This is a genomic window from Actinomyces wuliandei (genome assembly GCF_004010955.1).
In the GTDB taxonomy this organism is placed as follows: domain Bacteria; phylum Actinomycetota; class Actinomycetes; order Actinomycetales; family Actinomycetaceae; genus Actinomyces; species Actinomyces wuliandei.
Genome location: NZ_CP025227.1, coordinates 2,203,880 through 2,230,758, shown reverse-complemented (window position 1 = coordinate 2,230,758; position 26,879 = coordinate 2,203,880). Strand labels below are relative to the sequence as shown.

Below are 26,879 nucleotides of genomic sequence, written 5' to 3'. Positions count from 1 at the left end.
CTCCTGAGAAAGGCTGCATCATGAGCGAGCCAGGACCGGCTCCCATGCCTCCTGCTGACCCGAGTACTCACGCTGCGGGGCACCCTCAGCCCCAGACACCAGCCGCTGCTGCCCGTCAAGCCACCTTCACCGCGCTTGTGCGCCAGCCCGGCCTGGTCTCCCTTGCCCTGGTACAGGCGGTAGTCCTGGGCGGGGCGCTGGTCAGCGCCCTGCTGCTCATGGCGGCGACCTCCGAGGCGCGAGAGGCCCTCGACGTCCCAGCGTCCCTGCCTGCACTGCTGGTGCTCATGGGAGCGGCTCTCGGCGGCCAGCTCTCCGTCACGGCCACGTTCTTTATCCAGATCGGCGCCACGGTAACCTTCCTGCCGCTGGGGACGCTCCTGGCCGTGGGCAGCGGCGTCTACCTGGTGGCACGCCGCCGCGCGGCGGTGGACGCTTCGTCCCTGCACCGCGCGGCGACCCTGCAGCGCTGCGCTGTCGAGGCCCTGGCGACCGGGCTGGTCGCTGGCCTGCTCACAGGACTCCCACGGGCCGACGGCGACTCGGGGGACGGCTCGTCGGTCTCCTCCTCCCCGTTGCTCACTGTCGTCCTGGTGTCCGTGGTGGTCATGGCGGCGCTGAGCGCGGCTCGGCTCGACCGCGCAGCCGTGTCCGGGCTGCCTGCGGGGCTGAGGCAGGCGGGCCGCGAGCTGTGGGCCCTCCTGGGCAGCCTAGGTGCGGTGACGGGGGCCGTCGCCCTTGTCGCAGGCACCGCGTGGGCACTGGCCGAGGGCGTCCCGCAGGCCCTGGCGCTCCTGGTGGTCTACCTGCCTAACCTGGTCGTCTACCTGCTGGGCCTGGTGACGCTGGGGGGCCTGGTCGTTGGGGGAGAGGTGGTCGGTCTCGACGTCGCTGCGAGCTCCTTGGAGGACTCCCTGGTCACTGTGGGTGACCTGCCTGTCGGGGTCGTCCTCCTCCTGGTTCTTACCGTGCTCCTGGCCGTTGTCGTCGCTGCAGCCCGTGTCGGCGTCCTGCGCGCGCGCAGCCGTGGGGCGGTCCTGGCCCGCACCTGGCCGCTGGCTGTCGCTGCCCTGGCTCTGAGCGTGCCGCTGCTCTACGTGCTCGTCCCGGTTCGCATGTCCGGGGCAGGCGAGATGGTCTCGGCGTCGGTGGTGCCGTCGGGGTGGTCCTTCATCACAGTGACCCTGCTGGTCTGCGTGGTCTCCGTCCTGGCCGAGTACCTTCCTGCCTGGCTGTACGCCAACGCCAACCAGCTCCTACGGGTCATGGTCGGCGCCAGGGCGATGACCGAGTGGGTCAGCGGCAGAGGCTCGCCGGACGCCGCTCAAGGTGTCTTCCAGACCAGCCAGACTGGGGGCTCCCACGCCTGGAGCTACGGGACGGACCCGGCCACGGGCGCGGCGACAGCCACCGACCTGAGCACCGGCGCGCTCTTCGTCGAGGAGGCCAGCACCGGCCAGTGGGTGCTCCAGGACCATCCAGCCCCCGGCTTCCCGGCACCTGCGGTCGAGGGGGCGCCGGACCCGGCGGCCCTGGACCCGGTGTCGTCCGACCCGACAGCGTCAGGTCAGGAGGCGTCTGCCCCGACTGCCTCACAGCAGGCCCAGGCGCTGCCGGAGCCGCAGCCGATGAGCCCGCAGGCACGGCGCCGCATGAGGCTGGCGCTGGGGGCGGCAGGACTGCTCCTGGTGCTTGTCGTCGTCGGTGTGGTCGGCGTCGGTCTCCTCAACGGCCGCCGTGGACCCGACCAGCAGGTGGAGGCCTACCTGGACCTGCTGTCCCAGGGAAGGGCGGAGGCCGCCACGCAGATGGTGGACCCCGGGGTGCCCAACGCCCAGCGCGAGCTGCTCACCGACGAGGCTATGGCGGCTGCGACCTCCCGGGTGGAGGTCGTGACGGTGTCGGAGCCGCAGGTCGAGGAGGACACGGCCAAGGTGCCAGCGACCCTCTCCCTGGACGGTGAGCACTTTGACTTCACCTTCACGGTGGCCAGAGGTGATCGTCAGTACGGGCTCCTGGACACCTGGGAGGTCACCACGCCCCTGGTTGTCCCGGTCACGATCAGCTCGGCCGACGGGCTGGACGCGGTCACTGTCGCGGGCACTGACGTCGCCCTGGAGGCCTCGGAGGAGAGCTTCGGCTCCACCACCTCCTCGCTACAGTACGTCTACGCGGGTGTCTACGACGTCACCGTGCCGCAGGGTCGCTCCGCCTACCTGACGGCCGAGGACACCTCCCTGTCGGCCGTGCCCGCCTCTGCCGCCGCCGACATGCTCGTCGAGCTCGCCACCGAGCCGACCCAGGAGCTGGAGGACCTGGCTCTGGAGGAGGTCAAGGCCCAGACCGAGTCGTGCGCCTCCGTCCCGGGCAACACCGACGCGGTGTGCCCGAGCGAGGTTCAGGACACGGACCTTGAGTCGCTCAAGGTGACCCAGGACGCCTCCGGGCTGGAGGAGGTCACCGCCTCCTCCTTCACCTCGGACCAGATCATCATCTCGGTCACGCAGAACCCGACGCGGTGGAACAAGGACCCCAAGCCCCGGTCGGTGAAGTTCACCCTCTCCGGGACCATTGAGTGGCCCCAGGGCGACGGGGAGCCGACGGTGACCGTCGACAGCTCCTCGCCCTCGTGGGGCTGAGGGTGCCCTCACGGGGGCGAACGCACCCGCGCAGGGGAGGGCCAGACGCCGGGCGGCAGCGCCTGGGCGCCACCAGTGAGGACGTGTTGAGAAACACTTCCCCACTGGTTCCTGCGGCCTGGTGACTGTGGGGAGCAGGTGTGTATCCTGGCCTGCGGTGCCCGAGCGCGGGTCACCGTTCTCTACTCCGTTCCCAGCGGGCTGCTCCTGTGTCCTGGTTGTTGACAGCCGGCGGCTCAGGCCGACCGTGACGCGGGTCTGCCGCGGCGGGAACCGACGGGCCCTGCGGGGCTCCGGGCGTCGTGGACCTCAGCACGGTCGGGGCGCTCCGGCACTTCTGTCCTGACGTGTGCGGTCGGCCTGAGAACGGGGCCGGTGAGCGGGCAGCATCCAGACCCAACGCACGTCGCAATGGAGAATCAGTAGTGCCCACGATCCAGCAGCTGGTCCGCAAGGGCCGCTCGACCAAGCGCTCGGTGTCCAAGACGCCGGCGCTGAAGTCCAGCCCACAGCGTCGTGGTGTGTGCACCCGCGTGTACACCACGACTCCCAAGAAGCCGAACTCCGCTCTCCGTAAGGTCGCCCGTGTGCGCCTGTCCACCGGTATCGAGGTGACCGCCTACATTCCCGGTGAGGGCCACAACCTCCAGGAGCACTCGATCGTGCTCGTGCGCGGCGGCCGTGTGAAGGACCTTCCTGGTGTCCGCTACCACATCGTGCGCGGCTCCCTCGACACCCAGGGTGTCAAGGGCCGTCAGCAGGCACGTTCCAAGTACGGCGCCAAGAAGGAGAAGAAGTAATGCCTCGTAAGGGTCCCGCCCCCAAGCGCCCTATCGCCGTCGACCCCGTCTACGGCTCGCCTGTGGTCACCCAGCTGGTCAACCGCGTCCTCCTGGACGGGAAGAAGTCCACCGCCGAGCGCATCGTGTACGGCGCCCTGGAGGGGGTGCGCTCCAAGACCGAGCAGGACCCGGTCTCGGTGCTCAAGCGCGCCCTGGACAACATCCGTCCCTCCCTGGAGGTCCGCTCCCGCCGTGTCGGTGGGGCCACCTACCAGGTCCCGGTCGAGGTCCGTCCCTCGCGGGCCACCACCCTGGCGCTGCGCTGGCTGGTGGACTTCTCCCGCAAGCGTAGGGAGAACACCATGACTGAGCGGCTGATGAACGAGATCCTCGATGCCTCCAACGGCCTGGGGGCCGCTGTCAAGCGTCGTGAGGACATGCACCGAATGGCCGAGTCCAACAAGGCCTTCGCCCACTACCGCTGGTAGCCCCGGCGCTGGTTCACCCTGGCGCGTCGGCCGGCCCGCTGGCGGCGGGCTGCGGCTGACGGCCTCTGGCCAAGACCTACGAAAGAAGGACACCACTAGTGGCACTCGACGTGCTGACCGACCTCACCAAGGTCCGCAACATCGGCATCATGGCTCACATTGACGCCGGAAAGACGACCGTCACCGAGCGCATCCTGTTCTACACGGGTATCAACTACAAGCTCGGCGAGACCCACGACGGCGCCTCCACCATGGACTGGATGGAGCAGGAGCAGGAGCGCGGTATCACCATCACCTCCGCAGCCACCACCTGCTTCTGGAAGAAGAACCAGATCAACATTATCGACACTCCGGGCCACGTCGACTTCACGGTGGAGGTCGAGCGCTCCCTGCGCGTGCTCGACGGCGCCGTCGCGGTCTTTGACGGCAAGGAGGGCGTGGAGCCCCAGTCGGAGACCGTGTGGCGCCAGGCGGACAAGTACAACGTCCCGCGCATCTGCTACATCAACAAGATGGACAAGCTCGGCGCCGACTTTGACTTCTCCGTGCAGACCATCAGGGACCGCCTCCACGCCACCCCGATCGTCCTGAACTTCCCCATCGGGGCGGAGAACGAGTTCTCCGGCCTGGTTGACGTCCTGGAGATGCGGGCCGTGCGCTTCCCCGAGAAGGACGCTGACGGCAAGGACACCCGCGGCTCGGTGGTGGAGTACGAGGAGATTCCCGCAGACCTGGTGGCCAAGGCGGAGACGCTGCGCGGCGAGCTGGTCGAGACGGTGGCCGAGGCGGACGACACCCTCATGGAGAAGTACCTGGAGGGGGAGGAGCTGACGGTGGCCGAGCTCAAGGCGGGCATCCGCAAGCTGACCGTCGCCGGGGAGGCCTTCCCGGTCCTGGCGGGCTCCGCCTTCAAGAACAAGGGCATCCAGCCGGTGCTGGACGCGGTGCTGGACTACCTTCCCTCACCTCTGGACGTCCCCGACGTCGAGGGCTACGTCCCGGGCAAGGAGGACGAGGTCCTCACCCGTGCGGCCGACGAGAAGGCCCCCTTCTCCGCGCTGGCCTTCAAGGTGGCCACCCACCCCTTCTACGGCAAGCTCGTCTACGTGCGCGTCTACTCCGGGAAGGTGGCCCAGGGGGAGATGGTCCTCAACGCCACGAAGGGCAAGAAGGAGCGCATCGGCAAGCTCTTCCAGATGCACTCCAACAAGGAGAACCCCGTTACCGAGGCGCACGCGGGCCACATCTACGCCTTCATCGGGCTCAAGGACGTCACGACGGGTGACACCCTGTGCGCCCAGTCCGCGCCGGTCGTCCTGGAGTCCATGTCCTTCCCTGACCCTGTCATCCACGTGGCGATCGAGCCCAAGACCAAGAGCGACCAGGAGAAGCTGGGGGTGGCGATCCAGAAGCTCTCGGAGGAGGACCCCACCTTTACCGTCTCCCTGGACGAGGAGACCGGGCAGACTGTCATCGGCGGCATGGGGGAGCTCCACCTGGACGTCTTCGTGGACCGTATGCGCCGGGAGTTCAAGGTGGAGGCCAACGTGGGCGCCCCGCAGGTGGCCTACCGTGAGACCATCCGCAAGAAGGTCGACAAGATCGAGTACACCCACAAGAAGCAGACCGGGGGCTCCGGCCAGTTCGCCCGGGTCCAGATGAGCTTCGAGCCGCTGGTGCACGACTCCTCTCAGGAGGGTGAGGGCGAGGCGGCCCACTACGAGTTCGCCAACGAGGTCACCGGTGGCCGTGTGCCGCGCGAGTACATCCCCTCCGTGGACGCGGGCGTCCAGGACGCCATGCTCACCGGTGTGCTTGCCGGCTACCCCATGGTCGACATCAAGGCCACCCTTGTCGACGGCGCCTACCACGAGGTGGACTCCTCGGAGATGGCCTTCAAGATCGCGGGCTCCATGGCCTTCAAGGAGGGGGCCAAGAAGGCCTCCCCGGTCCTCCTGGAGCCGGTCATGGCGGTGGAGGTCCGAACCCCTGAGGAATACATGGGGGACGTGATCGGTGACCTGAACTCCCGTCGCGGCATGATCGCCTCGATGGAGGACGCTGCTGGCGTCAAGGTGGTGCGCGCCACCGTCCCGCTGTCGGAGATGTTTGGCTACGTCGGGGACCTGCGCTCCAGCACCCAGGGGCGAGCGGTGTACTCGATGAGTTTTGACTCCTACGCTGAGGTTCCCCGCAACGTCGCCGAGGAGATCATCGCCAAGGTCAGGGGTGCCTGACTTCCTCGCCTCCCTGGCAGCCGGGGCCGTGGTCCCGGTCCCGGCTGCTACCGTTGGTGCGCCACCGGGGCAGGCACAACTTCAGTAAGATTTCCAACAATCCACCAGTAGAGACTCTCCTCGCCATGACCGCTAGCATGTGCTAGTCGAGTCACGACGAAGAGCACTACCCGAGTCCTAGGAGGACACCAGTGGCCAAGGCCAAGTTCGAGCGGACCAAGCCGCATGTCAACATCGGAACGATCGGTCACGTCGACCACGGCAAGACGACGCTGACCGCTGCGATCTCCAAGGTTCTGCACGACGAGTACCCCGAGCTGAACCCCTTCACCCCCTTCGACGAGATCGACAAGGCTCCCGAGGAGCGTCAGCGCGGTATCACCATCAACATCGCGCACGTCGAGTACGAGACGGACAAGCGCCACTACGCCCACGTGGACGCGCCCGGTCACGCCGACTACATCAAGAACATGATCACGGGTGCCGCCCAGATGGACGGCGCGATCCTGGTGGTGGCCGCCACCGACGGCCCCATGGCCCAGACCCGTGAGCACGTCCTGCTTGCCCGCCAGGTGGGTGTGCCTGCGCTGCTGGTCGCCCTCAACAAGTCTGACGCCGTGGACGACGAGGAGCTGCTCGACCTGGTTGAGATGGAGGTGCGCGAGCTCCTCTCCTCCCAGGACTACGACGGTGACGAGGCCCCGGTCATCCGTGTCTCCGCCCTGAAGGCCCTGGAGGGCGACGCCGAGTGGGCTGCCAAGGTCAAGGAGCTCATGGACGCGGTGGACGAGTACATCCCCACCCCCGAGCGCGACATGGACAAGCCCTTCCTCATGCCCATTGAGGACGTCTTCACCATCTCTGGCCGCGGTACCGTCGTGACCGGACGTGTGGAGCGTGGCAAGCTGCCGATCAACTCCGAGGTCGAGATCCTCGGTATCCGCGATGCCCAGAAGACCACCGTCACCAGCATCGAGATGTTCCACAAGCAGATGGACGAGGCCTGGGCCGGCGAGAACTGTGCCCTTCTGCTCCGAGGTATTAAGCGTGAGGACGTCGAGCGTGGCCAGGTGGTCTGCAAGCCCGGATCCATCACCCCACACACCGAGTTCGAGGGGCACGTCTACATCCTGACGAAGGACGAGGGTGGCCGCCACAACCCCTTCTACTCCAACTACCGTCCGCAGTTCTACTTCCGGACCACCGACGTCACCGGTGTCATCACGCTGCCTGAGGGCACCGAGATGGTCATGCCTGGTGACACCACGGAGATGACCGTGGAGCTCATCCAGCCCATCGCCATGGAGGAGGGCCTCGGCTTCGCCATCCGTGAGGGCGGTCGCACGGTCGGCTCCGGCCGCGTCACCAAGGTCATCAAGTGACGTTGCTGGCCCCTGCCTGATGCGTATCTGAGGTGCCTCAGGTTTGCTGTCACTGTTCCCCCGGTGCTCTTTGGAGCAGCGGGGGAACTTGTGTCGTGGGACCTGTTGCTGCCTTACCGAGGCATGCCGGGGGAGGTTGTGCTGGTGCTGACTGGGTGCGGCGGATCTCGGCACGCCTTGGAAGGTGGGGACTGGCTTCCTGTCACCGTGTCTATCTTCACCGTGTCTGTCTCGGTGTCTGTCTCGGTGTCGTCGTGACGAGCCGGGCTGGCAGGAAGGTCGCTCCCCGTCGTGCCACGGGGCTCAGGGCGACATACGGGGTAACAATTAAATAATGGTGCTTGCGCCGGGAAGAATGTGAAGTAAGAATGAGAATTACCGGCTTTTGGCCCTAGCCGCTTCGCGGCGCCTGTTCCTGTCCGTCCGTCGTTGGAGATCCTCGTGAGCACAGTGTTGACCACACTGTTAACCAAGGTGCTGACTACCGTGTCGAGCACAGTATCCGGCCCACCTCCGCAGCGCAGCTCGTGCGCCACCGACGGCAGGCCGCGCCGACACGTCCTGGTGACCATGGTTGTCCTGGTGGCCGGCCTTGTCGTCGGCCTTGCGCCTACCGGGCTGACACCACCCCTGCTTCCCGTCAGTACCGTGCAGGCAGCAGAGACGGAGCCCAGGTCCGACATCTCCCTCGACCTGAGTGACATCACTGGTCGCATGACGGTCAGCGCCGTCAACGACTCCCCGACAGACTCGGCTCAGGACCACAGGGACTGCCAGGCCTACGGGTACGTCTCCGCTGACGGCGTGGTCACGCAGACCGCAGAGTCGCAGTGGGTGGGCAGCGAGTACTGGTCCTACTTCCAAAGGGGCAGGCCCGGCAGCTCCATCGGCACCGAGTGCCCTGGACTCACCGAGGCCTCCCTCGACGCGACGTCGGCCCTCGGGTTCAGGACCAATGACCCGGGGACGGTACAGGGCGGGCAGACCTTCCTTGTCGGCACGATCCGCCACAACAACTACCCGATCCGCTCGAGCTACCACTGGGTGCACGGTGCTATCAACGTCAGGATCGATGGCATGGAGGAGTCCTTCCCGTTCGTCCAGGAGGAGACCGACAACACTGAGGCGGAGGGTGGTGTCCCTGACGTCCTGACGATTACCAGGACCACTGCGACGAACATCGTCGTCAACGAGGACGGGATGTCCTACCGGCTGGTGCTGTGGGGATTCCTGCCCACGCAGGACGGGACCTGTGCGGAGGAGCCCGGCGACGCAGAGGCAGCCTCCGACCAGTTCGTCACGGCTGAGGGGCGAACCACCTACGCCTGCCTGTACGGCTCCTTCAACCAGGAGCGCACTCTCACCCTGACCAAGACAGCCACGGCCGACCCCGGCTCGCAGGACGTCAGCATCCCCGCCTTCTCCTACACCGTCTCCCCCGGCAGGTCCCTGGTCGCTGAGGACGCCTTCGCCCCTCTCACACCGACAGGCCTGGGTGAGTCGGGCACCCAGAGCTCGAGCACCGTCAGCTTCTACGCGGGCATGTCCGACTTCACTGTCACGGAGGAGGACCCGGACGCAGGTCAGGACGGTGGGGGAGCCGGGGACGTCGGCACCCCGTCAGGCTGGACGTTGACCGGACTGAGCTGCCTCAACGGTGTGGGCCAGTCCGTTGACGTGGCCTACGACCTCGCCTCCAGGACGGTTGACTTTACCGGTGTGTCAGCCGCTGCCTCGGTCGAGGCGCTGCCAGTGACCTGTGCCTTCACCAACCACTACTCCGCCAGGTCCACCCTGACCCTGGTCAAGGAGCTGAGCGGTACGGATGAGGGGACTGGCCCCGACCCGGCAGCCTGGACGCTGACCGCCACCGGTAGCGACCCGACGACGACCGGGACGGTCGTCTCCGGCGCGTCAGGGTCGTCGGAGGCGAGCTCGCAGGTGGTGCCCTCGGGCACCTACCTGCTCAGCGAGGACAGCCCTGAGGGCTACCAAGCCTATGGGCGAGACGCTACCGAGTGCGTCACGGCAGCGGGAGAGCAGCTGGAGGTCGCCCAGGACTCAGTCACCCTCCCGGACGGTGCGGACGTCACCTGCACGATCACGAACGCACCCGTGCCGGCGACACTGACCTGGTCCAAGACCAGCGACACCGGAGAGCTCCTGGCGGGTTCCGAGTGGCTCCTGCACGGCCCCGACGGCGCACAGATCGAGGTGGTGGACAACAGCCAGCCGGACGAGGACCCGGCTGACGGCCGCTTCCGGCTGACCGGCCTGGACTGGGGCACCTATACTCTGGAGGAGACACGTGCCCCGACCGGCTACAGCACCTCCACCCAGACCCTGACCCTGACCGTCGACGCCTCGACACCTGAGGCCACGGCTGACTTCGGTGCCGTGGTCAACGCCGCCGCCACGGCCTCGCCGACGGCGTCCCCCACGGGCACGCCGCCTTCTGCGGAGCCGACCCCAGACGCATCCGCAGAGCCGTCTACGGAGTCGTCCACGGACTCCCCCGCAGGGCCGACCTCGTCTGCGGGGGCACCGACGGCGCCATCTGCTGAGCAGCTCGCGGCATCCCCTGTGTCGCCTTCCGCAGCGTCACCTGAGTCATCATCCGCGCCACCGTCCGCAGGCCCGCTCACGCTGCCTGTGACCGGGAGCCGGGATGCTGCCAGGCTCCTTGTGGCAGGCGCCGTGCTGCTGGGCACGGGTGCGCTCGCTCTCGCTGCTAGGCGGCGCTCTCGGCGCAGTGGCCTGACCTGACCGGCGCGCGGGCGGAGCAGCCGCGGCTGGACCAGCTGGCGGGGCAGGGAAGGTCCTGGGGCGCGTGCCAGGAAGGGTGCGGGCCCCGGGACCGGACCTTCGCTGCGGCTGGGAGGGTCTGTGGGAGGCTCCGGGGGGCAGACCCGGGACGACACGCCCGAACCCGGGGGACGGTGTGCGGTCTCACAGACCTGGGAGGCTGTCGCGGGTTTCTGCCAGGGCGCAGCCCTGATACCGTTGTCCAGCCGGTGAGGGGTAGCCCCTCCTGGCCGCGTCCCGGGTAGCACCCGGGACCCAGTCTGACGGACCTGGCCTGCTGGGCCAGGTCCGCGCACGTCCAGACCGGCCTGCGTCCTGACCACCCGGGACCAGTGCGCGTCACCTAGACGACACGCCCGAGTGCGTGGACCGGTCAGAAGCAAGTACAAGAGAGGTTAGGCGCCATGGCGGGACAGAAGATCCGCATCCGGCTCAAGTCCTACGACCACGAGGTCATCGACTCCTCGGCGCGCAAGATCGTCGATGTCGTGACCCGCGCAGGCGCGACGGTCGTGGGTCCCGTGCCGCTGCCGACCGAGAAGAACGTTTTCTGCGTCATCCGGTCGCCGCACAAGTACAAGGACAGCCGTGAGCACTTTGAGATGCGTACGCACAAGCGGCTGATTGACATCGTTGACCCGACGCCCAAGGCTGTTGACTCGCTCATGCGGCTTGACCTGCCCGCTGACGTCAACATCGAGATCAAGCTCTGAGGACCGCCATGACAACGCTTCACACGTCGGCTCCGGCCGCGCCTGCCAGGCCCGCCAAGGCGCTGCTGGGTACCAAGCTCGGCATGACCCAGATCTGGGACGAGGGCGGCGTCCTGCGCCCCGTCACTGTCGTGCGGGTGGACACCAACGTGGTCACCCAGATCCGCACCCTGGAGACTGACGGCTACCAGGCTGTCCAGCTCGCCTTCGGGGAGGTCAACGAGCGCAAGGTGACCAAGCCGCTCCAGGGCCACTTCGCCAAGGCGGGCGTCACGCCACGTCGTCACGTGGCGGAGGTACGCACCTCCCTGGTCGAGGACTACAGCCTCGGTCAGGAGCTGACTGCTGACACCTTCGAGGTCGGACAGCTGGTTGACGTGACCGGGACGTCCAAGGGCAAGGGATTTGCAGGTGTCATGAAGCGCCACGGCTTCGCTGGCGTCGGCGCCTCCCACGGGTCCCACCGCAACCACCGCAAGCCGGGCTCGATCGGCGCCTGCGCGACCCCGGGCCGCATCTTCAAGGGGCTGCGCATGGCTGGCCGTATGGGCCACGCGCGGCGCACCGTCCAGAACCTCCAGGTCCGTGGGGTGGACGCAGACAAGGGAGTCCTGCTCATCAACGGCGCCGTCCCCGGTCCCAAGGGCTCAGTGGTCGTCGTCCGCACAGCCGTGAAGGGAGCCTGAGACCGATGCCTGAGAACCCGACTGCGACGCTGACTGTCGACGTCGTCGACTCTGCGGGCGCCAGGACCGGCACCGTCGAGCTTCCCGCCGAGGTCTTCGACGTGGCGCTCAACATCCCGCTCATGCACCAGGTCGTGGTGGCGCAGATGGCTGCCGCCCGCCAGGGTACGCACTCCACCAAGAACCGTGGCGCTGTTCGCGGCGGGGGCAGGAAGCCCTACCGCCAGAAGGGGACCGGACGGGCTCGCCAGGGCTCGACGCGCGCTCCCCAGTTCACCGGCGGTGGCGTGGTGCACGGGCCCAGGCCGCGGGACTACTCCCAGCGCACGCCCAAGAAGATGAAGGCTGCCGCCCTGCGCTCGGCGCTGTCTGACCGTGCCCGCAACGGACGTATCCACGTCATCACCGAGTTCGTCACTACCGAGGTGCCCTCGACCAAGGCCGCGCTTGACGCGCTGCACCACCTGACCGACCGCCAGGCGCTGGTGGTCGTCACACGAGAGGACGACCTGTCCAGGCTCAGCCTGCGCAACGTCCCCGAGGTGCACGTCCTGTGGGCCGACCAGCTCAACACCTACGACGTCCTCAACTCCGACGACGTCGTCTTCACCGAGCCTGCTCTGGACGCCTTCCTGGGGCGGGGAGAGAGCCAGGACAGCAGTGAGGAGGAGTCCAAGTGAGTCTCGAGAAGTCCAAGAACCCCCGCGACGTCATTATCGCCCCGGTCGTCTCCGAGAAGTCCTACTCGTGCATGGACCGCGGGCAGTACACGTTCATCGTGGCCCCTGGCTCCAACAAGACCGAGATCAAGATGGCCGTGGAGTCCATCTTCAACGTCAAGGTCGCCTCGGTCAACACGATGAACCGCAAGGGCAAGACCCGGCGGACCCGTACGGGCACGGGGAAGTCCAAGGACACCAAGCGCGCCATCGTCACCCTGCGCGAGGGCACGATCGACATCTTCGGCGACGTGGCTGAGTGACACGGAAGGTAGAGGACCGACATGGGAATCCGTAAGTACAAGCCCACGACACCCGGCCGGAGAGGCTCCTCGGTCTCCGACTTCGCGGAGATCACACGCAGCAGGCCCGAGAAGTCGCTGGTGCGCCCGCTGCACAAGACTGGTGGGCGCAACTCCTCAGGGCGCATCACGACTCGGCACAAGGGCGGGGGGCACAAGCGAGCCTACCGGGTCATCGACTTCCGCCGGGGGGACAAGGACGGTGTGCCCGCCAAGGTGGCGCACATCGAGTACGACCCCAACCGTTCCGCTCGTATCGCCCTGCTCCACTACGCAGACGGAGAGAAGCGCTACATCATCGCCCCGCAGCGGCTGCGTCAGGGTGACGTGGTCGAGGCCGGGCCGGGGGCGGACATCAAGCCGGGCAACAGCCTGCAGCTGCGTCACATCCCGACCGGTACCGTGGTCCACGCGGTGGAGCTGCGTCCTGGTGGGGGAGCGAAGATCGCTCGTAGCGCCGGCACCTCGGTCCAGCTGGTCGCCAAGGAGGGCAAGTACGCGCAGCTGCGCATGCCCTCCGGCGAGATCCGTAACGTGGAGGCCGCCTGCCGGGCTACCGTCGGGGAGGTTGGCAACGCCGAGCACTCCAACATCAACTGGGGCAAGGCCGGCCGCATGCGCTGGAAGGGCGTGCGTCCTACTGTGCGCGGTGTGGTCATGAACCCTGTTGACCACCCGCACGGTGGTGGTGAGGGCAAGACCTCCGGTGGCCGCCACCCTGTCTCTCCCTGGGGCAAGCCCGAGGGTCGTACCCGCCGTCCGAAGAAGTCCAGCGACCGCCTTATCGTGCGTCGTCGTCGGACCGGCAAGAAGCGCTGATAGGAGCCTGATATGCCGCGTAGCCTGAAGAAGGGGCCCTTCGTCGACGACCACCTGCAGAAGAAGGTGGACGCCCAGAACGAGAAGGGCACCAAGAACGTCATCAAGACCTGGTCCCGTCGCTCGGTCATCACCCCGGACTTCCTCGGGCACACCTTCGCCGTCCACGACGGCCGCAAGCATGTCCCGGTCTTCGTCACCGAGGCCATGGTGGGCCACAAGCTCGGCGAGTTCGCTCCGACCCGCACCTTCCGCGGGCACGTCAAGGACGACCGCAGGTCTCGTCGCTGACGGGCACCGGAAAGTTTGAGAGGCAGAGAACATGGAAGCCAAGGCGCAGGCCAAGTACGTGCGCTGCACACCGATGAAGGCCCGCCGCGTCGTGAACGTCGTCCGCGGCAAGCGCGCGGTCGAGGCGGTCAACGTGCTCCGCTTCGCCCCGCAGGCCGCTGCGGTGCCGGTGCGTAAGGTCGTGGAGTCCGCTATCGCCAACGCCCGTTTCAAGGCGGAGCGTGACGGGGAGCGCTTCGACGAGAACGACCTGTTCATCGTCGAGGTGTATGCCGATGAGGGTCCCACCCTCAAGAGGTTCCGTCCTCGTGCCCAGGGCAGGGCCAGCCGGATCCTGAAGCGAACCAGCCACATCACTGTCATCGTCGGCGACAGGGCCGACTCCGCTACCAAGGAAGGAGCCCGGTAATGGGGCAGAAGGTCAACCCGACCGGGTTCCGCCTGGGCATCACCACGGACCACCGCTCACGGTGGTTCGCCGACTCCACCAAGCCCGGCCAGCGCTACCGCGACTTCGTCGAGGAGGATGTCAAGATCCGCCGCCTCATGGAGAGCGGTATGGAGCGGGCCGGCATCTCCAAGGTCGATATCGAGCGCACCCGGGACCGTGTGCGCATTGATCTCCATACTGCGCGCCCGGGTATCGTCATCGGGCGAAGGGGGACTGAGGCGGAGCGCCTGCGTGGAGAGCTGGAGAAGCTCACCGGCAAGCAGGTGCAGCTCAACATCCTTGAGGTCAAGAGCCCCGACCTGGACGCCCAGCTGGTCGCCCAGGGGATTGCCGAGCAGCTGGCGTCGCGCGTGTCCTTCCGTCGGGCGATGCGCAAGGGCATGCAGTCAGCCGTCCGTGCTGGCGCCAAGGGCATCCGGGTGCAGTGCTCCGGGCGCCTTGGTGGTGCTGAGATGAGCCGCTCGGAGTTCTACCGCGAGGGGCGCGTCCCGCTGCACACCCTGCGCGCCAACATTGACTACGGCTTCTACGAGGCCAGGACCACCTTTGGGCGTCTCGGTGTCAAGGTGTGGATCTACAAGGGCGACCTCACCGAGCGCGAGTTCGCCCGCCAGCAGGCCGAGTCCGGCTCCCGCGGCCGGGGCCGTGGCGAGCGCCGTGGCCGACGCGGTGAGCGGGGTGCGCGTCACAACAGCGAGCAGCAGGCCGAGCAGACGCCGGTCACCGAGAGCGCTGCCGCAGACCAGGGAACGGAGGCCTGAGCTGTGCTGATCCCTCGTCGGACGAAGTTCCGCAAGCAGCACCGTCCGAACCGGACGGGTATGTCCAAGGGTGGGAACCGGGTCTCCTTCGGTGACTTCGGTATCCAGGCCCTGGAGCCAGCCTATGTCACCAACAGGCAGATCGAGGCGGCTCGTATCGCTATGACCCGCCACATCAAGCGTGGGGGCAAGGTCTGGATCAACATCTTCCCGGACCGCCCGCTGACCAAGAAGCCTGCCGAGACCCGCATGGGCTCCGGCAAGGGGGCTCCTGAGTGGTGGATCGCCAACGTCAAGCCGGGACGCGTCGTCTTTGAGCTTGGCGGTGTCGATGAGGCTCTTGCGCGCGAGGCCATGCGCCGTGCCCAGCACAAGCTGCCGATGAAGACCCGTTTCGTGACCCGTGAAGGTGGTGACATCTGATGGCTATCGGTTCGAAGGGCCTGACTCCGTCGGACCTCGACGGCATGGATGACGAGCGCCTTGCCGAGGAGCTCTCCAAGGCCAAGGCCGAGCTGTTCAACCTGCGGTTCGCCTCGGCGACCGGGCAGCTTGAGGACCGGGGGCGGCTCAAGGCCGTGCGCCGTGACATCGCCCGTATCTACACCATCGCGCGCGAGCGTGAGCTCGGCATCCGCACCGCTCCCAGCAGCACGGAGGAGTCCAAGTGAGCGAGCAGACTGCAGCAGCAGGCAAGACCGCCTCGAGCGGCGCACAGGCGGGCCACGCGTCCGCTGAGCGCAACCACCGCAAGGTTCGTCGTGGCTACGTCGTCTCGGACAAGATGGACAAGACCATCGTGGTCCTGGTCGAGGAGCACTACAAGCACGCCCTGTACGGCAAGGTTGTGCGCCGCTCCAAGAAGTTCAAGGCCCACGACGAGCACAACGAGGCCGGGATCGGCGACCTCGTGTCCATCATGGAGACCCGCCCCCTCAGCGCCACCAAGCACTTCCGGCTGGTGGAGATCATCGAGAAGGCCAAGTAGGGGCCACGCTCAAGGCCGAGTAGGCGCACCGAGCAGGGGCTGCCAGTCGGCACCCCTGTCCCGCAGCAGCGTCGGCACTGGTCAGCGACGGCACCGCACTCCGCAAAGGAGCGCGGTGCCGTCTGCGTGCATGGCGCTACAGGGACATGTGTCGGCACATGTAGACGTCTGTAGAGCAGACGGAGTGCCTGGGTGCACGGAGCCAGACGGAGCCAGAAGGCTGCAGAGCCCGGTCGTGGTGAGCAATCACATAGGACGTCACTGTCTCTCCGGCACCGTCTTGCCAGAGCCGTGGACTATCCTCGGAGGGCTGCGTACGTCCTCGACGCGCCCGGCAGAGACCTCGTGCCTCGTGCGCCTGTGTCTGTCGGGAGCGCGTGTTGCAGGCTCCCCCGTGTGGATCGGCTCGTCCCGTCACGTCCGGGGGTGCTGCGCAGGTCCAGAAGAACGTTCGGCCAGGCTCGGGACTCCTCTCGAGAACCAGCTCGACGACAGGAGAATACTCAATGATCCAGCAGGAGTCGCGACTGAAGGTCGCCGACAACACCGGTGCCAAGGAGATCCTGTGCATCCGTGTTCTCGGCGGCTCGGGTCGGCGCTATGCGGGCATCGGTGACACGATCGTCGCTACGGTAAAGGACGCCATCCCCGGTGGCAACGTCAAGAGGGGCGACGTCGTCAAGGCGGTCGTGGTGCGTGCCCGCAAGGAGCGGCGCCGCCCGGACGGCTCGTACATCCGTTTCGACGAGAACGCTGCCGTTATCCTCAGGAACGACGGCGAGCCGCGCGGAACCCGCATCTTCGGCCCCGTCGGCCGTGAGCTTCGTGACAAGAAGTTCATGCGCATCGTCTCACTCGCCCCGGAGGTGATCTGACCATGGCGCGCGTCAAGAAGGGCGACCAGGTCATTGTCATTGCAGGCAAGGACAAGGGCAAGACAGGCCGGGTCCTGGAGGTCCACCGCGGCACGGACCGGGTGGTGGTCGAGGGTGTCCAGCGCGTCACCAAGCACACCAAGGTGGGGCAGTCCGCACAGGGGGCTCGCACCGGCGGCATCGAGACCGTCGAGGCGCCGATCCACATGTCCAACGTCATGCTCGTAGACCCGAAGACCAAGAAGCGCACCCGCGTCGGCTTCCGTGTCGAGGAGGGGGAGCGTCCCAACGGCCGTAAGCGTACTGTGCGCGTGCGCTACGCGAAGAAGAGCGGGGAGGACCTGTAACCATGGCTGACAGCACCGACGGGGGCGCTGAGAAGAAGATGACCCCACGGCTGAAGACGCGGTACACCCAGGAGGTGCGTCCTGCCCTGCTCAAGGAGTTCCAGCACGGCAACGTGATGGAGGTCGGCAACGTCGTCAAGGTCGTCGTCAACATGGGTGTCGGTGAGGCTGCCCACGACGCGAAGATGATCGAGGGCGCTGTGCAGGACCTCGCCGCTATCACCGGTCAGAAGCCCCAGGTCACCAGGGCGCGCAAGTCCATCGCGCAGTTCAAGCTGCGGGCGGGCATGCCGATCGGGGCGCACGCCACGTTGCGCGGGGACCGGATGTGGGAGTTCCTCGATCGCCTGATCTCTATCTCCCTGCCACGGATCCGCGACTTCCGGGGACTGAGCCCCAGGCAGTTCGACGGCAACGGTAACTACACCTTTGGTCTCACCGAGCAGTCTGTGTTCCACGAGATCGACCAGGACAAGATTGACCGCGTGCGCGGCATGGACATCACCGTGGTGACCACGGCCAGGACCGACGAGGAGGCCCGCTCCCTGCTCAAGCAGCTCGGCTTCCCCTTCAAGGAGAAGTGACATGGCGAAGACCGCTCTGATCAACAAGGCCAACCGCAAGCCCAAGTTTGGCGTGCGCGCCTACACGCGCTGCCAGCGTTGCGGACGTCCGCACTCCGTGTACCGCAAGTTCGGCCTGTGCCGTATCTGCCTGCGGGAGATGGCCTTGGCGGGCCAGCTTCCCGGCGTGAGCAAGTCCAGCTGGTAAGAACTTACGTCGCAGGTCCGAGAGGAAACCACGACGAGGAAGGGCCGAGGCCCACTCATGACTATGACAGACCCCATCGCAGACATGCTGACTCGTCTGCGTAACGCAAACAGCGCCCACCACGACTCCGTCTCCATGCCGTCGAGCAAGCTCAAGGTCAGCATCGCCCAGATGCTGAAGTCCGAGGGCTACATCGCTGACTACGAGGTGACGGACGCCGAGGTCGGCAAGACGCTCACGCTGACCCTGAAGTATGGTGCCAACCGCCAGCGCGCTATCCAGGGCCTGCGCCGGGTCTCCAAGCCCGGCCTGCGCGTCTACGCAAAGTCCACGAACCTGCCTAAGGTCCTGGGGGGCCTCGGGGTGGCGATCTTGTCCACCTCCTCCGGCCTCCTCACCGACCGGCAGGCTGAGTCCCGGGGCGTGGGCGGCGAAGTCCTCGCCTACGTCTGGTGAGACAAGGAGCGGAGGAAAACCATGTCTCGTATTGGACGTCTCCCCGTTCCGGTCCCGGCCGGGGTGGATGTGACAATTGACGGAAACGAGGTGACGGTCACGGGCCCCAAGGGCACCTTGTCCCGGACCGTCGCCGAGCCGCTGAGCGTGACTCGTCAGGAGGATGGGTCCATCCTGGTGACGCGTCCCGACGACGAGCGCCGTTCCCGCTCCCTTCACGGCCTGTCGCGCACCCTCATCAACAACATGGTGGTGGGCGTGACCCAGGGGCACGAGAAGAACCTTGAGATCGTCGGTACCGGTTACCGTGTGGTCGCCAAGGGGCAGGGCATCGAGCTGTCGCTGGGCTTCTCCCACACCGTGACGGTCGAGCCGCCGGAGGGAGTCACCCTCACGGTAGATGGCAACCTCAAGATCAAGGTGTCCGGCATCTCCAAGGAGCAGGTTGGCGAGGTCGCCGCTAACATCCGCAAGATCCGTCCGCCCGAGCCTTACAAGGGCAAGGGTGTGCGCTACGCGGGTGAGAACGTGCGCCGTAAGGTCGGAAAGGCTGGTAAGTGACCATGGCTTACTCGATCAAGAGGGGCAAGGGGAACCCCAGGGCCGTGGCCCGCAAGATCCGCCACCAGCGCGTGCGCAAGCGGGTCAGCGGCACGCCCGAGCGTCCCCGCCTGGTGGTGACCCGCTCCAACCGGCACATGGTGGCCCAGGTCGTCGACGACACGATCGGCCACACGCTGTGCGCAGCCTCGACCCTGGAGCAGGCAGCCAAGGGTGTCGAGGGGCACAAGGTCGGTGCGGCCCGCAAGGTCGGCGAGCTTGTGGCGCAGCGGGCCAGGGCACTGGGCATCGACGCTGTCGTGTTTGACCGTGGAGGCAACAAGTACCACGGACGGGTGGCGGCTGTCGCGGAGGGCGCCCGTGAAGGAGGTCTGACGCTGTGATCACCACGACGACAGAGACGACGAGAAAGCAGAGGAACATCTGATGGCTGCACCGCAGCGAGACGGGTCCGCGTCGTCCGACGGCTCGACCCAGCGTGAGAACGAGGAGCGCCGGGGCGAGGGCCGCGGCCGCCGTGACCGTGGTAGCGACCGTCGGGACCGTGGCCGGAGCAACGACGACAGGTACATCGAGCGTGTCGTCTCGATCAACCGTGTCTCCAAGGTCGTCAAGGGTGGCCGTCGCTTCACCTTCACCGCCCTGGTTGTCGTCGGTGACGGAGAGGGGACCGTGGGTGTGGGCTACGGCAAGGCCAAGGAGGTGCCTGCCGCGATCGCCAAGGCCGTGGAGGTCGCCAAGAAGAGCTTCTTCCATGTGCCGATGATCCGCCGTACCATCCCACACCTGGTCCAGGGCGAGGACTCCGCAGGTATCGTGCTGCTGCGTCCCGCCTCCCCGGGTACGGGCGTCATCGCCGGCGGTCCGGTGCGTGCCGTCCTGGACTGCGCCGGCGTCCACGACGTCCTGTCCAAGTCACTGGGCTCCTCCAACGCGATCAATATCGTCCACGCCACGGTGGACGCCCTGAGGCGGCTTGAGCAGCCTGAGGGTGTTGCCGCCCGCCGGGGCCTGCCCCTGGAGGATGTCGCCCCGCAGTCGATGCTGCGGGCCCGCGCCGAGGGCGAGGCCGACAGGCGCGCCGAGGCTGAGAAGAAGGAGGCCGACAAGGCCGTAGAAGGAGTGCGTGCGTGATGGCTGACACCACGACAAGGCAGAGCAGTGAGCACGGTGCCAGACGGCTCAGGGTCACGCAGGTCCGTTCTGGCATCGGCGGCACCCACCGCCAGCGTGCCTCTCTGCGCACCCTGGGGCTGCGCAGGATCCGTCAGAGCGTCGTGCGGGAGGACTCTCCCTCCGTGCGGGGCTTGATTGCCACGGTGCGCCACCTGGTTACCGTTGAGGAGGTCTGAGATGGCTGAGTCCAGGAAGACACAGAGGGACACGCAGAAGGACGCTGAGGGCGGTCCTCGGGCGCAGGCACCAGGTGGGACCCGGGTCGTGCGGCTGCACCACCTGCGGCCTGCGGCGGGCTCCAGGAAGGCCAGGACCCGTGTGGGTCGTGGTGAGGGCTCCAAGGGCAAGACCGCCGGACGCGGGACCAAGGGCACCAAGGCCCGCTACCAGGTCCGTCCTGGTTTCGAGGGCGGTCAGATGCCCCTGCACATGCGGCTGCCCAAGCTTCGTGGGTTCCGCAGCCCCAACCGGGTGGAGTACCAGCCGGTCAACGTGGGACGTATCGCCGAGCTCTTCCCTGCTGGCGGCACGGTGACTGTGGAGGACCTGGTTGCTGCCGGCGCGGTGCGCAAGGGCCACCTGGTCAAGGTTCTCGGAGGCGGCGACGTGACTGTGGCTCTCACGGTCACGGCGGATGCCTGGTCCGGTTCCGCCAAGGAGAAGATCGAGGCCGCAGGCGGGTCCATCAGCGCCCGGTGAGTGGCGCGCTAGTCTGTCCATGACGACTGCGGGACGGAGCCCGGCCTCCAGGAGCACCCTGGAGGCCGGGCTCCGTCAACGGTAGTCTGACCTGGGCCGCACACCCGGCCTCTTACCCGCTCTGCGGGTGGAGCCGTGACCACATGACCGACCACACTACCGAGTACACAGGAGATCGAGTGCTCAGCGCGTTCATCCAGGCGTTCCGGACGCCCGACCTCAGGGCCAAGCTCCTTTTTACCCTGGGCATCATGGCTCTGTTCCGCCTCGGGTCGACAGTGCCTGCCCCGGGCGTGGACATGGCCAACGTCCAGGTCTGCGTGGGAGAGGCTGAGGGACAGGGCCTGCTCAGCCTGATCAACATCTTCTCCGGCGGGGCGCTGCTCCAGCTGAGTGTCTTTGCCCTGGGCATCATGCCGTACATCACTGCGTCGATCATTATCCAGCTGCTGCGTGTGGTCATCCCCCGGTTCGAGGAGCTTCACAAGGAAGGTCAGGCCGGTACCGCCAAGCTGACGGAGTACACCCGCTACCTCACTATTGGCCTGGGCCTGCTGCAGTCGGCCACCATCGTGTCGACAGCGGCCACCGGCCAGCTGTTCGTGGGCTGCTCCGTCGACGTCGTTCCTGACGCCTCGTTCGTCACCCTGGCTCTCATGGTCGTCACCATGACGGCGGGGACCGGCCTCATCATGTGGCTGGGCGAGCTCATTACCGAGCGCGGTATCGGCAACGGCATGTCCCTGCTGATCTTTACCTCCATCGTCGCCCAGTTCCCGGCCAACATGATCTCGATCGCCGGCGGCAACAACGGCCTGTCACGATTCCTCATCGTGGTGGCGGTGGTCCTGGTGGCCACGTTGGCCGTGATCTTCGTGGAGCAGGCGCAGCGGCGCATCCCCGTCCAGTACGCCAAGCGGATGATCGGCCGTCGCCAGTACGGGGGCTCCACCACCTACATCCCGGTCAAGATCAACACCGCCGGAGTCATCCCGGTCATCTTCGCCTCCTCGATCCTGGCCATGCCCCAGCTGATCGCCGGGTTCGGCCGCCAGACCGACGGGTGGGTCATCTGGATCATGAACAACCTCCAGCAGACCCACCCCCTGTACCTGAGTGCCTACGCCGTCCTTATCCTGTGCTTCGCCTTCTTCTACACCGCGATCACCTTCAACCCCGAGGAGACTGCGGACAACATGAAGCGCTACGGCGGGTTCATCCCGGGGATTCGTGCCGGGGAGCCCACGGTGCGCTACCTGACCTACGTCATCAACCGCGTCACCACAGCGGGTGCCATCTACCTCGTCCTTCTTGCCCTGCTTCCGACTGTCGCGGTGATCTGGCTGGGGCTGGCCCAGACCCTGCCCTTCGGAGGCACCACCATCCTTATTATGGTGGGAGTGGGTCTCCAGACCGTCAAGGAGATCAACTCCCAGCTCCAGCAGCGCCACTACGAAGGGTTCCTGTCATGAGTGCACGCATGGTTCTTCTCGGTCCTCCCGGTGCGGGAAAAGGGACCCAGGCTGCTCGCGTCGCTGAGCACCTGGGTGTCCCGGCGATCTCCACCGGGGACATCTTCCGTGCCAACGTGGCCCAGGGGACCGAGCTGGGGATCCGGGCACAGGGCTACGTCGACCGCGGTGAGTACGTACCGGACTCAGTGACCAACGCGATGGTGGCTGACCGGATCAGCCAGGATGACTGCCGTGAGGGGTTCCTGCTGGACGGCTACCCGCGTACGCAGGCTCAGGTCGCGGCCCTGGACAAGATGCTCGCCTCCTCCGGGACCTGTGTGGACCTGGTTCTGGAGATTACTGCCCAGGAAGAGGCCGTTGTCGAGCGTCTGCTGAGGCGTGCTGGTGAGCAGGGTCGGGCGGACGACACCGAGCCGGTCATCCGGCACAGGTTGGAGGTCTATGCCGAGGCCACGGCGCCGCTGGTGGACCTCTACACGCGTCGGGGCCTGCTGGTCAGCGTGGACGGCATGGGTGATGTCGAGGAGGTCACGCAGCGTATTCTCGCGGCACTGTCCCGGCACGGCCTGGTCCGCTAGGACCGGCTGCGGCCGGGTAGTGCCTGGGTGGCTGTCTGGACAGAAAGGAATGTGGCGTGTTCTCGCGGGAGCGGATCCAGCTCAAGACTCCTGACCAGGTCCGGCACATGCGTCGTGCCGGGCTGGTGGTGGCGCAGATGCACGCTGCTCTGCGGGAGGCCGTGGCGCCCGGGGTCACCACTGCAGAGCTGGACGCGGTGGCTGCCGAGGTCATCAGCCGCTGTGGTGCCAGGTCCAACTTCCTGGGCTACCACGGGTACCCAGCCACTGTGTGCGTATCCGTCAACGAGGAGGTAGTGCACGGGATCCCCGGGACGCGTAGGCTGCGAGCCGGGGACCTGGTCACCTTTGACTGCGGCGCCTACGTCGTGGACAGGGAGGGGACCCAGTGGCACGGTGACGCCGCGTTCACGACTGTCGTCGGGGGTACCTACCGGGACCCTCTTGACGACCTCTTGGACACCACAACCCATGAAGCCCTGTGGGCAGCCGTGGCCGCCGTCGCAACCGCCGTCCAGGGCGGCGCCTCCGTTCGCCGGGGCAGGCTCAACGTGGTCGGTGACGCCGTCGAGGGCGTGGTGGAGCAAGTCGCTGAGAATCACGGGCACCGGCTGGGGATTCTGCGGGACTACGTGGGCCACGGTATCGGTACGCAGATGCACATGCCACCCGACGTGCTCAACTACTCGGTGAGCCGACGGGGCCCCAGGCTGAGGCCCGGGATGGTCCTGGCTATCGAGCCGATGCTGACTGCCGGGCAGCCGCAGGTGCGTGAGCTCGACGACGGGTGGACTGTCGTCACCTGTGACGGGTCGCGTGCCGCACAGTGGGAGCACACGGTCGCGGTCCTCCCCGCAGGGGTGTGGGTCCTGACCGCGCCCGACGGGGGAGCGCAGGGGCTGGAGCCTTTTGGCCTGGCTCCGGTGGTGCTGGCCTGACGTGCGGTCCTGGCACACCGCCGGGGACGGTGCACGTCGGGACCAGCCCTGGTCGAGTCGGCGGCAGACCGCAGACGGCGGTGTGTTCGGAAACACCGAGGACGTGGCCGTCATGGCATGGTAGACGATGGTGTTCCTGCCGTAGAGTTTGCTGCTGGACACCTGTCCGTCGATCCTTGCTGTCCATGCGCCCTGCTTTCCAGCGACTGGTGCCGTGGGGCCCAGCGTCTGTGTCGGCAGTGGTGTCCGCCGGGCGGCGCTCGTCGTCAGGCACGTTCGAGCGAATAACCACCGTTGGAGGGACATGGCTAAGAAGGACGGAGTCATCGAGGTCGAGGGATCGGTCGTCGAGGCCCTTCCGAACGCGATGTTCCGGGTTGAGCTGAGCAACGGGCACGTGGTACTCGCGCACATCTCCGGAAAGATGCGACAGCACTACATTCGTATCCTTCCCGAGGACCGGGTGGTCGTCGAGCTCAGCCCGTACGACCTGTCCCGTGGTCGCATCGTCTACCGCTACAAGTGAGAGTCGGCTCAGCGCAGCCGACGGAGGAGCAGCATGAAGGTCAAGCCGAGCGTCAAGAAGATCTGTGACAACTGCAAGGTGATTCGTCGCCACGGCCGTGTCATGGTCATCTGCGAGAACCCGCGACACAAGCAGCGTCAGGGCTGAGTCCAGCCCGCGCACCGCGTGGCCACTGGCCACCACACAAGGCACCCGTCCCAGCCAGTCCCGCCAGGCAGCGGGACCGCAACCCCCGGTTCTCGGAGGCCGGGGCCGCCCCACGGGGCGGAGGAGGCGGGTGACGACCTCCGGGAGCACACAGGAGAACCACATCGTGGCACGCATTTCTGGTGTTGACCTGCCTCGCGACAAGCGTGTGGAGGTCGCACTGACCTACATCTTTGGGATCGGGCGCACTCGTGCGGTCGAGACCCTGGCGGCAACAGGGGTCAGCCCCCACACCCGCGTCAAGGACCTGACCGAGAACGAGCTCGTCGCCCTGCGGACGCACATCGACTCCACCTACCAGGTGGAGGGTGACCTGCGGCGTGAGGTGCAGGCGGACATCCGTCGCAAGATCGAGATCGGCTGCTACCAGGGCCTGCGTCACCGTCGGCACCTGCCGGTGCATGGCCAGCGCACCAAGACCAACGCGCGTACCCGCAAGGGCCCCAAGCGCACGGTGGCCGGCAAGAAGAAGGCCAAGTAACACAGGTAAGCAGACGCTGTGCGGGCAGGCGCCCGCCGCGTAGGACGATCTCACCACAAAGAAGGAAGAATGCCTCCCAAGACCCGCGCAGCCGCGCGTAAGACGCGCCGCAAGGACCGTAAGAACGTCACCCACGGCCACGCCTACATCAAGTCCACGTTTAACAACACCATCGTCTCCCTGACGGATCCTCAGGGCGCTGTCATCGCCTGGTGCTCCTCGGGGCAGGTCGGTTTCAAGGGCTCGCGCAAGTCGACCCCCTACGCCGCCCAGCTGGCTGCCGAGGCTGCCGCACGGCGCGCCCAGGAGCACGGGATGAAGAAGGTCGACGTCTTCGTCAAGGGACCAGGCCCCGGCCGTGAGACTGCTATCCGCTCGCTGCAGGCAGCCGGCCTGGACATCGGCCCGATCACCGATGTCACTCCCCAGGCGCACAACGGCTGCCGCCCGCCGAAGCGCCGCCGCGTCTGAGCCTCATTGGGACCTCATTGGGACGCGGCAGCCTCTGCGGGTGCCTGCCCTCAGTGTTCTGGGAGGCATCCCCTGCCCTCAGTGTTCTGGGAGGCATCCTGGGAGCCGCTGCGGCCCTCGCCTCCTGCCGGGTGTCGGCGGAGCGCCAGGGTCGGCACAGCCTCCTGACTGGCCGTCCAACCTGATCAGGAACGGCGTCATATAGCGGGCGCCGCGACGAAAGGAAATCACGTGCTCATCGCACAACGACCCACGCTGACCGAGGAGGTCGTCGAGGAGAACCGCCGGTCGCGGTTCGTGCTCGAACCTCTTGAGCCGGGATTCGGCTACACGCTCGGCAACTCCCTGCGGCGTACGCTGCTGTCCTCCATCCCGGGAGCGGCTGTCACCTCCGTACGCATTGACGGGGTGCCCCACGAGTTCCGGACCATCGCGGGCGTCAAGGAGGACGTCGCCCAGATCATCCTGAACATCAAGGAGATCGTCCTGTCCTCGGAGAACGACGAGCCGGTTGTGATGTACCTGCGCAAGTCAGGTCCGGGTGCCGTCGTGGCTGGTGACATCACGCCTCCGGCCGGGGTCGAGATCCACAACCCCGAGCTGGTCATCGCCGTCCTCAACGAGAAGGGCAAGCTGGAGATCGAGCTGACCGTCGAGCGCGGCCGTGGCTACGTCTCCGCCAACCAGAACAAGGACCCCAACGCCGAGATCTCCCGTATCCCGGTGGACTCCATCTACTCCCCGGTCAGGAAGGTCTCCTACGAGGTCGAGGCCACCCGTGTGGAGCAGCGCACGGACTTTGACCGGCTGATTGTGGACGTGGAGACCAAGGCCTCAATGACCCCGCGAGACGCCCTGGCCTCCGCAGGCAAGACGCTGGTTGAGCTCTTCGGCCTGGCCCGTGAGCTCAACGTCGAGGCGGAGGGGATCGAGGTTGGCCCGTCGCCGGTTGACGAGGCCTTCCAGCAGGACCTGGCGCTCATGATTGACGAGCTGGACCTGCAGGCCCGCTCTTCCAACGCCCTCAAGCGGGAGGGCATCCACACGGTTGGTGAGCTCGTGTCACGCAGCGAGGCTGACCTGCTTGACATTCGTAACTTCGGTGCGAAGTCCATCTCGGAGATCAAGGACAAGTTGGCCGAGCTGGGGCTGTCCCTCAAGGGCTCGCCGGTCGACTACGTCTCCGACGACGACTACACCGCCAACCCCACGTTCAGCGACGAGCAGCAGGCCTGAGGCCACTCGTCATTCACCT

35 protein-coding genes are annotated in these 26,879 nt (G+C 66.8%); all 35 read left to right on the top strand.

Going from position 1 to position 26,879, the window contains the following annotated elements; translation table 11 throughout:
* Positions 1-20 precede the first annotated feature (20 nt).
* The 35 genes from CWS50_RS09275 (at position 21) to CWS50_RS09105 (ending at position 26,860) form a co-directional block, all read left to right on the top strand.
* Positions 21-2,639 (top strand): hypothetical protein, encoded by a 2,619-nt coding sequence (locus CWS50_RS09275; RefSeq protein WP_127842563.1) that lies wholly within the window; start codon positions 21-23, stop codon positions 2,637-2,639.
* Positions 2,640-3,064: 425 nt separating this feature from the next.
* A complete protein-coding gene (gene rpsL / locus CWS50_RS09270; protein ID WP_127842562.1) occupies positions 3,065-3,439 on the top strand; it encodes a 30S ribosomal protein S12 in 375 nt (124 codons plus the stop codon).
* Positions 3,439-3,909, top strand: coding sequence for a 30S ribosomal protein S7 (gene rpsG / locus CWS50_RS09265; protein WP_119837027.1), 471 nt, complete (start codon positions 3,439-3,441; stop codon positions 3,907-3,909). The genes rpsL and rpsG overlap by 1 nt, the downstream gene beginning before the upstream one ends.
* Positions 3,910-4,007: 98 nt before the next feature.
* A complete protein-coding gene (gene fusA, locus CWS50_RS09260; RefSeq protein ID WP_127842561.1) occupies positions 4,008-6,146 on the top strand; it encodes an elongation factor G in 2,139 nt (712 codons plus the stop codon).
* A 191-nt stretch (positions 6,147-6,337) separates the two neighbouring features.
* Positions 6,338-7,528, top strand: a complete 1,191-nt coding sequence (tuf, locus tag CWS50_RS09255; RefSeq protein WP_127842560.1) for an elongation factor Tu — start codon at positions 6,338-6,340, stop codon at positions 7,526-7,528.
* A gap of 486 nt (positions 7,529-8,014) precedes the next feature.
* Positions 8,015-10,294, top strand: coding sequence for a SpaA isopeptide-forming pilin-related protein (locus CWS50_RS09250; RefSeq protein WP_127842559.1), 2,280 nt, complete (start codon positions 8,015-8,017; stop codon positions 10,292-10,294).
* A 443-nt stretch (positions 10,295-10,737) separates the two neighbouring features.
* On the top strand, positions 10,738-11,046 hold the full coding sequence (rpsJ, locus tag CWS50_RS09245) for a 30S ribosomal protein S10 (RefSeq protein ID WP_003786051.1): 309 nt from the start codon (positions 10,738-10,740) through the stop codon (positions 11,044-11,046).
* A gap of 8 nt (positions 11,047-11,054) precedes the next feature.
* Complete coding sequence (gene rplC / locus CWS50_RS09240) at positions 11,055-11,732, top strand: 50S ribosomal protein L3 (protein ID WP_127842558.1); 678 nt, start codon at positions 11,055-11,057, stop codon at positions 11,730-11,732.
* A 5-nt stretch (positions 11,733-11,737) separates the two neighbouring features.
* Positions 11,738-12,412, top strand: coding sequence for a 50S ribosomal protein L4 (gene rplD, locus CWS50_RS09235; protein ID WP_127842557.1), 675 nt, complete (start codon positions 11,738-11,740; stop codon positions 12,410-12,412).
* Positions 12,409-12,714, top strand: coding sequence for a 50S ribosomal protein L23 (gene rplW, locus CWS50_RS09230; protein WP_127842556.1), 306 nt, complete (start codon positions 12,409-12,411; stop codon positions 12,712-12,714). Before rplD ends, rplW begins: the two co-directional genes overlap by 4 nt.
* A 21-nt stretch (positions 12,715-12,735) precedes the next feature.
* A complete protein-coding gene (gene rplB, locus CWS50_RS09225) occupies positions 12,736-13,572 on the top strand; it encodes a 50S ribosomal protein L2 (RefSeq protein ID WP_127842555.1) in 837 nt (278 codons plus the stop codon).
* Positions 13,573-13,584: 12 nt separating this feature from the next.
* Positions 13,585-13,863, top strand: coding sequence for a 30S ribosomal protein S19 (rpsS, locus tag CWS50_RS09220; protein WP_119837035.1), 279 nt, complete (start codon positions 13,585-13,587; stop codon positions 13,861-13,863).
* Between the two features lie 31 nt (positions 13,864-13,894).
* On the top strand, positions 13,895-14,272 hold the full coding sequence (rplV, locus tag CWS50_RS09215; RefSeq protein ID WP_127842554.1) for a 50S ribosomal protein L22: 378 nt from the start codon (positions 13,895-13,897) through the stop codon (positions 14,270-14,272).
* The gene (gene rpsC, locus CWS50_RS09210) at positions 14,272-15,075 is read left to right on the top strand and encodes a 30S ribosomal protein S3 (protein WP_127842553.1); all 804 of its coding nucleotides are present in this window, start codon (positions 14,272-14,274) and stop codon (positions 15,073-15,075) included. Before rplV ends, rpsC begins: the two co-directional genes overlap by 1 nt.
* Positions 15,076-15,078: 3 nt before the next feature.
* Positions 15,079-15,498, top strand: a complete 420-nt coding sequence (gene rplP / locus CWS50_RS09205; protein ID WP_127842552.1) for a 50S ribosomal protein L16 — start codon at positions 15,079-15,081, stop codon at positions 15,496-15,498.
* Positions 15,498-15,746: a 50S ribosomal protein L29 gene (gene rpmC / locus CWS50_RS09200; protein ID WP_119837039.1), complete on the top strand. Its 249-nt coding sequence runs from the start codon at positions 15,498-15,500 to the stop codon at positions 15,744-15,746. The genes rplP and rpmC overlap by 1 nt, the downstream gene beginning before the upstream one ends.
* The gene (rpsQ, locus tag CWS50_RS09195; protein WP_127842551.1) at positions 15,743-16,063 is read left to right on the top strand and encodes a 30S ribosomal protein S17; all 321 of its coding nucleotides are present in this window, start codon (positions 15,743-15,745) and stop codon (positions 16,061-16,063) included. The genes rpmC and rpsQ overlap by 4 nt, the downstream gene beginning before the upstream one ends.
* Before the next feature lie 506 nt (positions 16,064-16,569).
* Positions 16,570-16,938 (top strand): 50S ribosomal protein L14, encoded by a 369-nt coding sequence (gene rplN, locus CWS50_RS09190; RefSeq protein ID WP_119837041.1) that lies wholly within the window; start codon positions 16,570-16,572, stop codon positions 16,936-16,938.
* Between the two features lie 2 nt (positions 16,939-16,940).
* Entirely contained in the window at positions 16,941-17,285 is a 345-nt protein-coding gene (gene rplX / locus CWS50_RS09185; RefSeq protein WP_127842550.1) for a 50S ribosomal protein L24, read from the top strand.
* Positions 17,286-17,287: 2 nt separating this feature from the next.
* Positions 17,288-17,869: a 50S ribosomal protein L5 gene (gene rplE / locus CWS50_RS09180; RefSeq protein WP_127842549.1), complete on the top strand. Its 582-nt coding sequence runs from the start codon at positions 17,288-17,290 to the stop codon at positions 17,867-17,869.
* A gap of 1 nt (position 17,870) precedes the next feature.
* Complete coding sequence (locus tag CWS50_RS09175) at positions 17,871-18,056, top strand: type Z 30S ribosomal protein S14 (protein WP_119837044.1); 186 nt, start codon at positions 17,871-17,873, stop codon at positions 18,054-18,056.
* 57 nt (positions 18,057-18,113) lie between these two features.
* The gene (gene rpsH / locus CWS50_RS09170; RefSeq protein ID WP_127842548.1) at positions 18,114-18,512 is read left to right on the top strand and encodes a 30S ribosomal protein S8; all 399 of its coding nucleotides are present in this window, start codon (positions 18,114-18,116) and stop codon (positions 18,510-18,512) included.
* 21 nt (positions 18,513-18,533) lie between these two features.
* A complete protein-coding gene (rplF, locus tag CWS50_RS09165) occupies positions 18,534-19,073 on the top strand; it encodes a 50S ribosomal protein L6 (RefSeq protein WP_127842547.1) in 540 nt (179 codons plus the stop codon).
* 2 nt (positions 19,074-19,075) lie between these two features.
* The gene (rplR, locus tag CWS50_RS09160; RefSeq protein ID WP_127842546.1) at positions 19,076-19,456 is read left to right on the top strand and encodes a 50S ribosomal protein L18; all 381 of its coding nucleotides are present in this window, start codon (positions 19,076-19,078) and stop codon (positions 19,454-19,456) included.
* A gap of 43 nt (positions 19,457-19,499) precedes the next feature.
* On the top strand, positions 19,500-20,207 hold the full coding sequence (rpsE, locus tag CWS50_RS09155; RefSeq protein ID WP_127842545.1) for a 30S ribosomal protein S5: 708 nt from the start codon (positions 19,500-19,502) through the stop codon (positions 20,205-20,207).
* Complete coding sequence (gene rpmD, locus CWS50_RS09150; RefSeq protein WP_127843381.1) at positions 20,207-20,425, top strand: 50S ribosomal protein L30; 219 nt, start codon at positions 20,207-20,209, stop codon at positions 20,423-20,425. The genes rpsE and rpmD overlap by 1 nt, the downstream gene beginning before the upstream one ends.
* Before the next feature lies 1 nt (position 20,426).
* Positions 20,427-20,948, top strand: coding sequence for a 50S ribosomal protein L15 (gene rplO, locus CWS50_RS09145; RefSeq protein WP_127842544.1), 522 nt, complete (start codon positions 20,427-20,429; stop codon positions 20,946-20,948).
* Between the two features lie 179 nt (positions 20,949-21,127).
* Positions 21,128-22,420, top strand: coding sequence for a preprotein translocase subunit SecY (gene secY, locus CWS50_RS09140; protein ID WP_127843380.1), 1,293 nt, complete (start codon positions 21,128-21,130; stop codon positions 22,418-22,420).
* A complete protein-coding gene (locus CWS50_RS09135) occupies positions 22,417-23,001 on the top strand; it encodes an adenylate kinase (RefSeq protein ID WP_180342466.1) in 585 nt (194 codons plus the stop codon). The genes secY and CWS50_RS09135 overlap by 4 nt, the downstream gene beginning before the upstream one ends.
* A gap of 56 nt (positions 23,002-23,057) precedes the next feature.
* Positions 23,058-23,939, top strand: coding sequence for a type I methionyl aminopeptidase (map, locus tag CWS50_RS09130; RefSeq protein WP_127842543.1), 882 nt, complete (start codon positions 23,058-23,060; stop codon positions 23,937-23,939).
* Positions 23,940-24,243: 304 nt separating this feature from the next.
* Positions 24,244-24,465 carry a translation initiation factor IF-1 gene (gene infA / locus CWS50_RS09125; protein WP_003781847.1) on the top strand — a complete coding sequence of 74 codons (222 nt, stop codon included), beginning with the start codon at positions 24,244-24,246 and terminating at the stop codon, positions 24,463-24,465.
* A 33-nt stretch (positions 24,466-24,498) separates the two neighbouring features.
* Positions 24,499-24,612 (top strand): 50S ribosomal protein L36, encoded by a 114-nt coding sequence (gene rpmJ, locus CWS50_RS09120; RefSeq protein WP_005987264.1) that lies wholly within the window; start codon positions 24,499-24,501, stop codon positions 24,610-24,612.
* 166 nt (positions 24,613-24,778) lie between these two features.
* On the top strand, positions 24,779-25,153 hold the full coding sequence (gene rpsM, locus CWS50_RS09115; RefSeq protein ID WP_127842542.1) for a 30S ribosomal protein S13: 375 nt from the start codon (positions 24,779-24,781) through the stop codon (positions 25,151-25,153).
* Positions 25,154-25,222: 69 nt separating this feature from the next.
* Positions 25,223-25,624 (top strand): 30S ribosomal protein S11, encoded by a 402-nt coding sequence (gene rpsK, locus CWS50_RS09110; RefSeq protein WP_127842541.1) that lies wholly within the window; start codon positions 25,223-25,225, stop codon positions 25,622-25,624.
* Between the two features lie 231 nt (positions 25,625-25,855).
* On the top strand, positions 25,856-26,860 hold the full coding sequence (locus CWS50_RS09105; RefSeq protein WP_127842540.1) for a DNA-directed RNA polymerase subunit alpha: 1,005 nt from the start codon (positions 25,856-25,858) through the stop codon (positions 26,858-26,860).
* Positions 26,861-26,879: the final 19 nt, after the last annotated feature.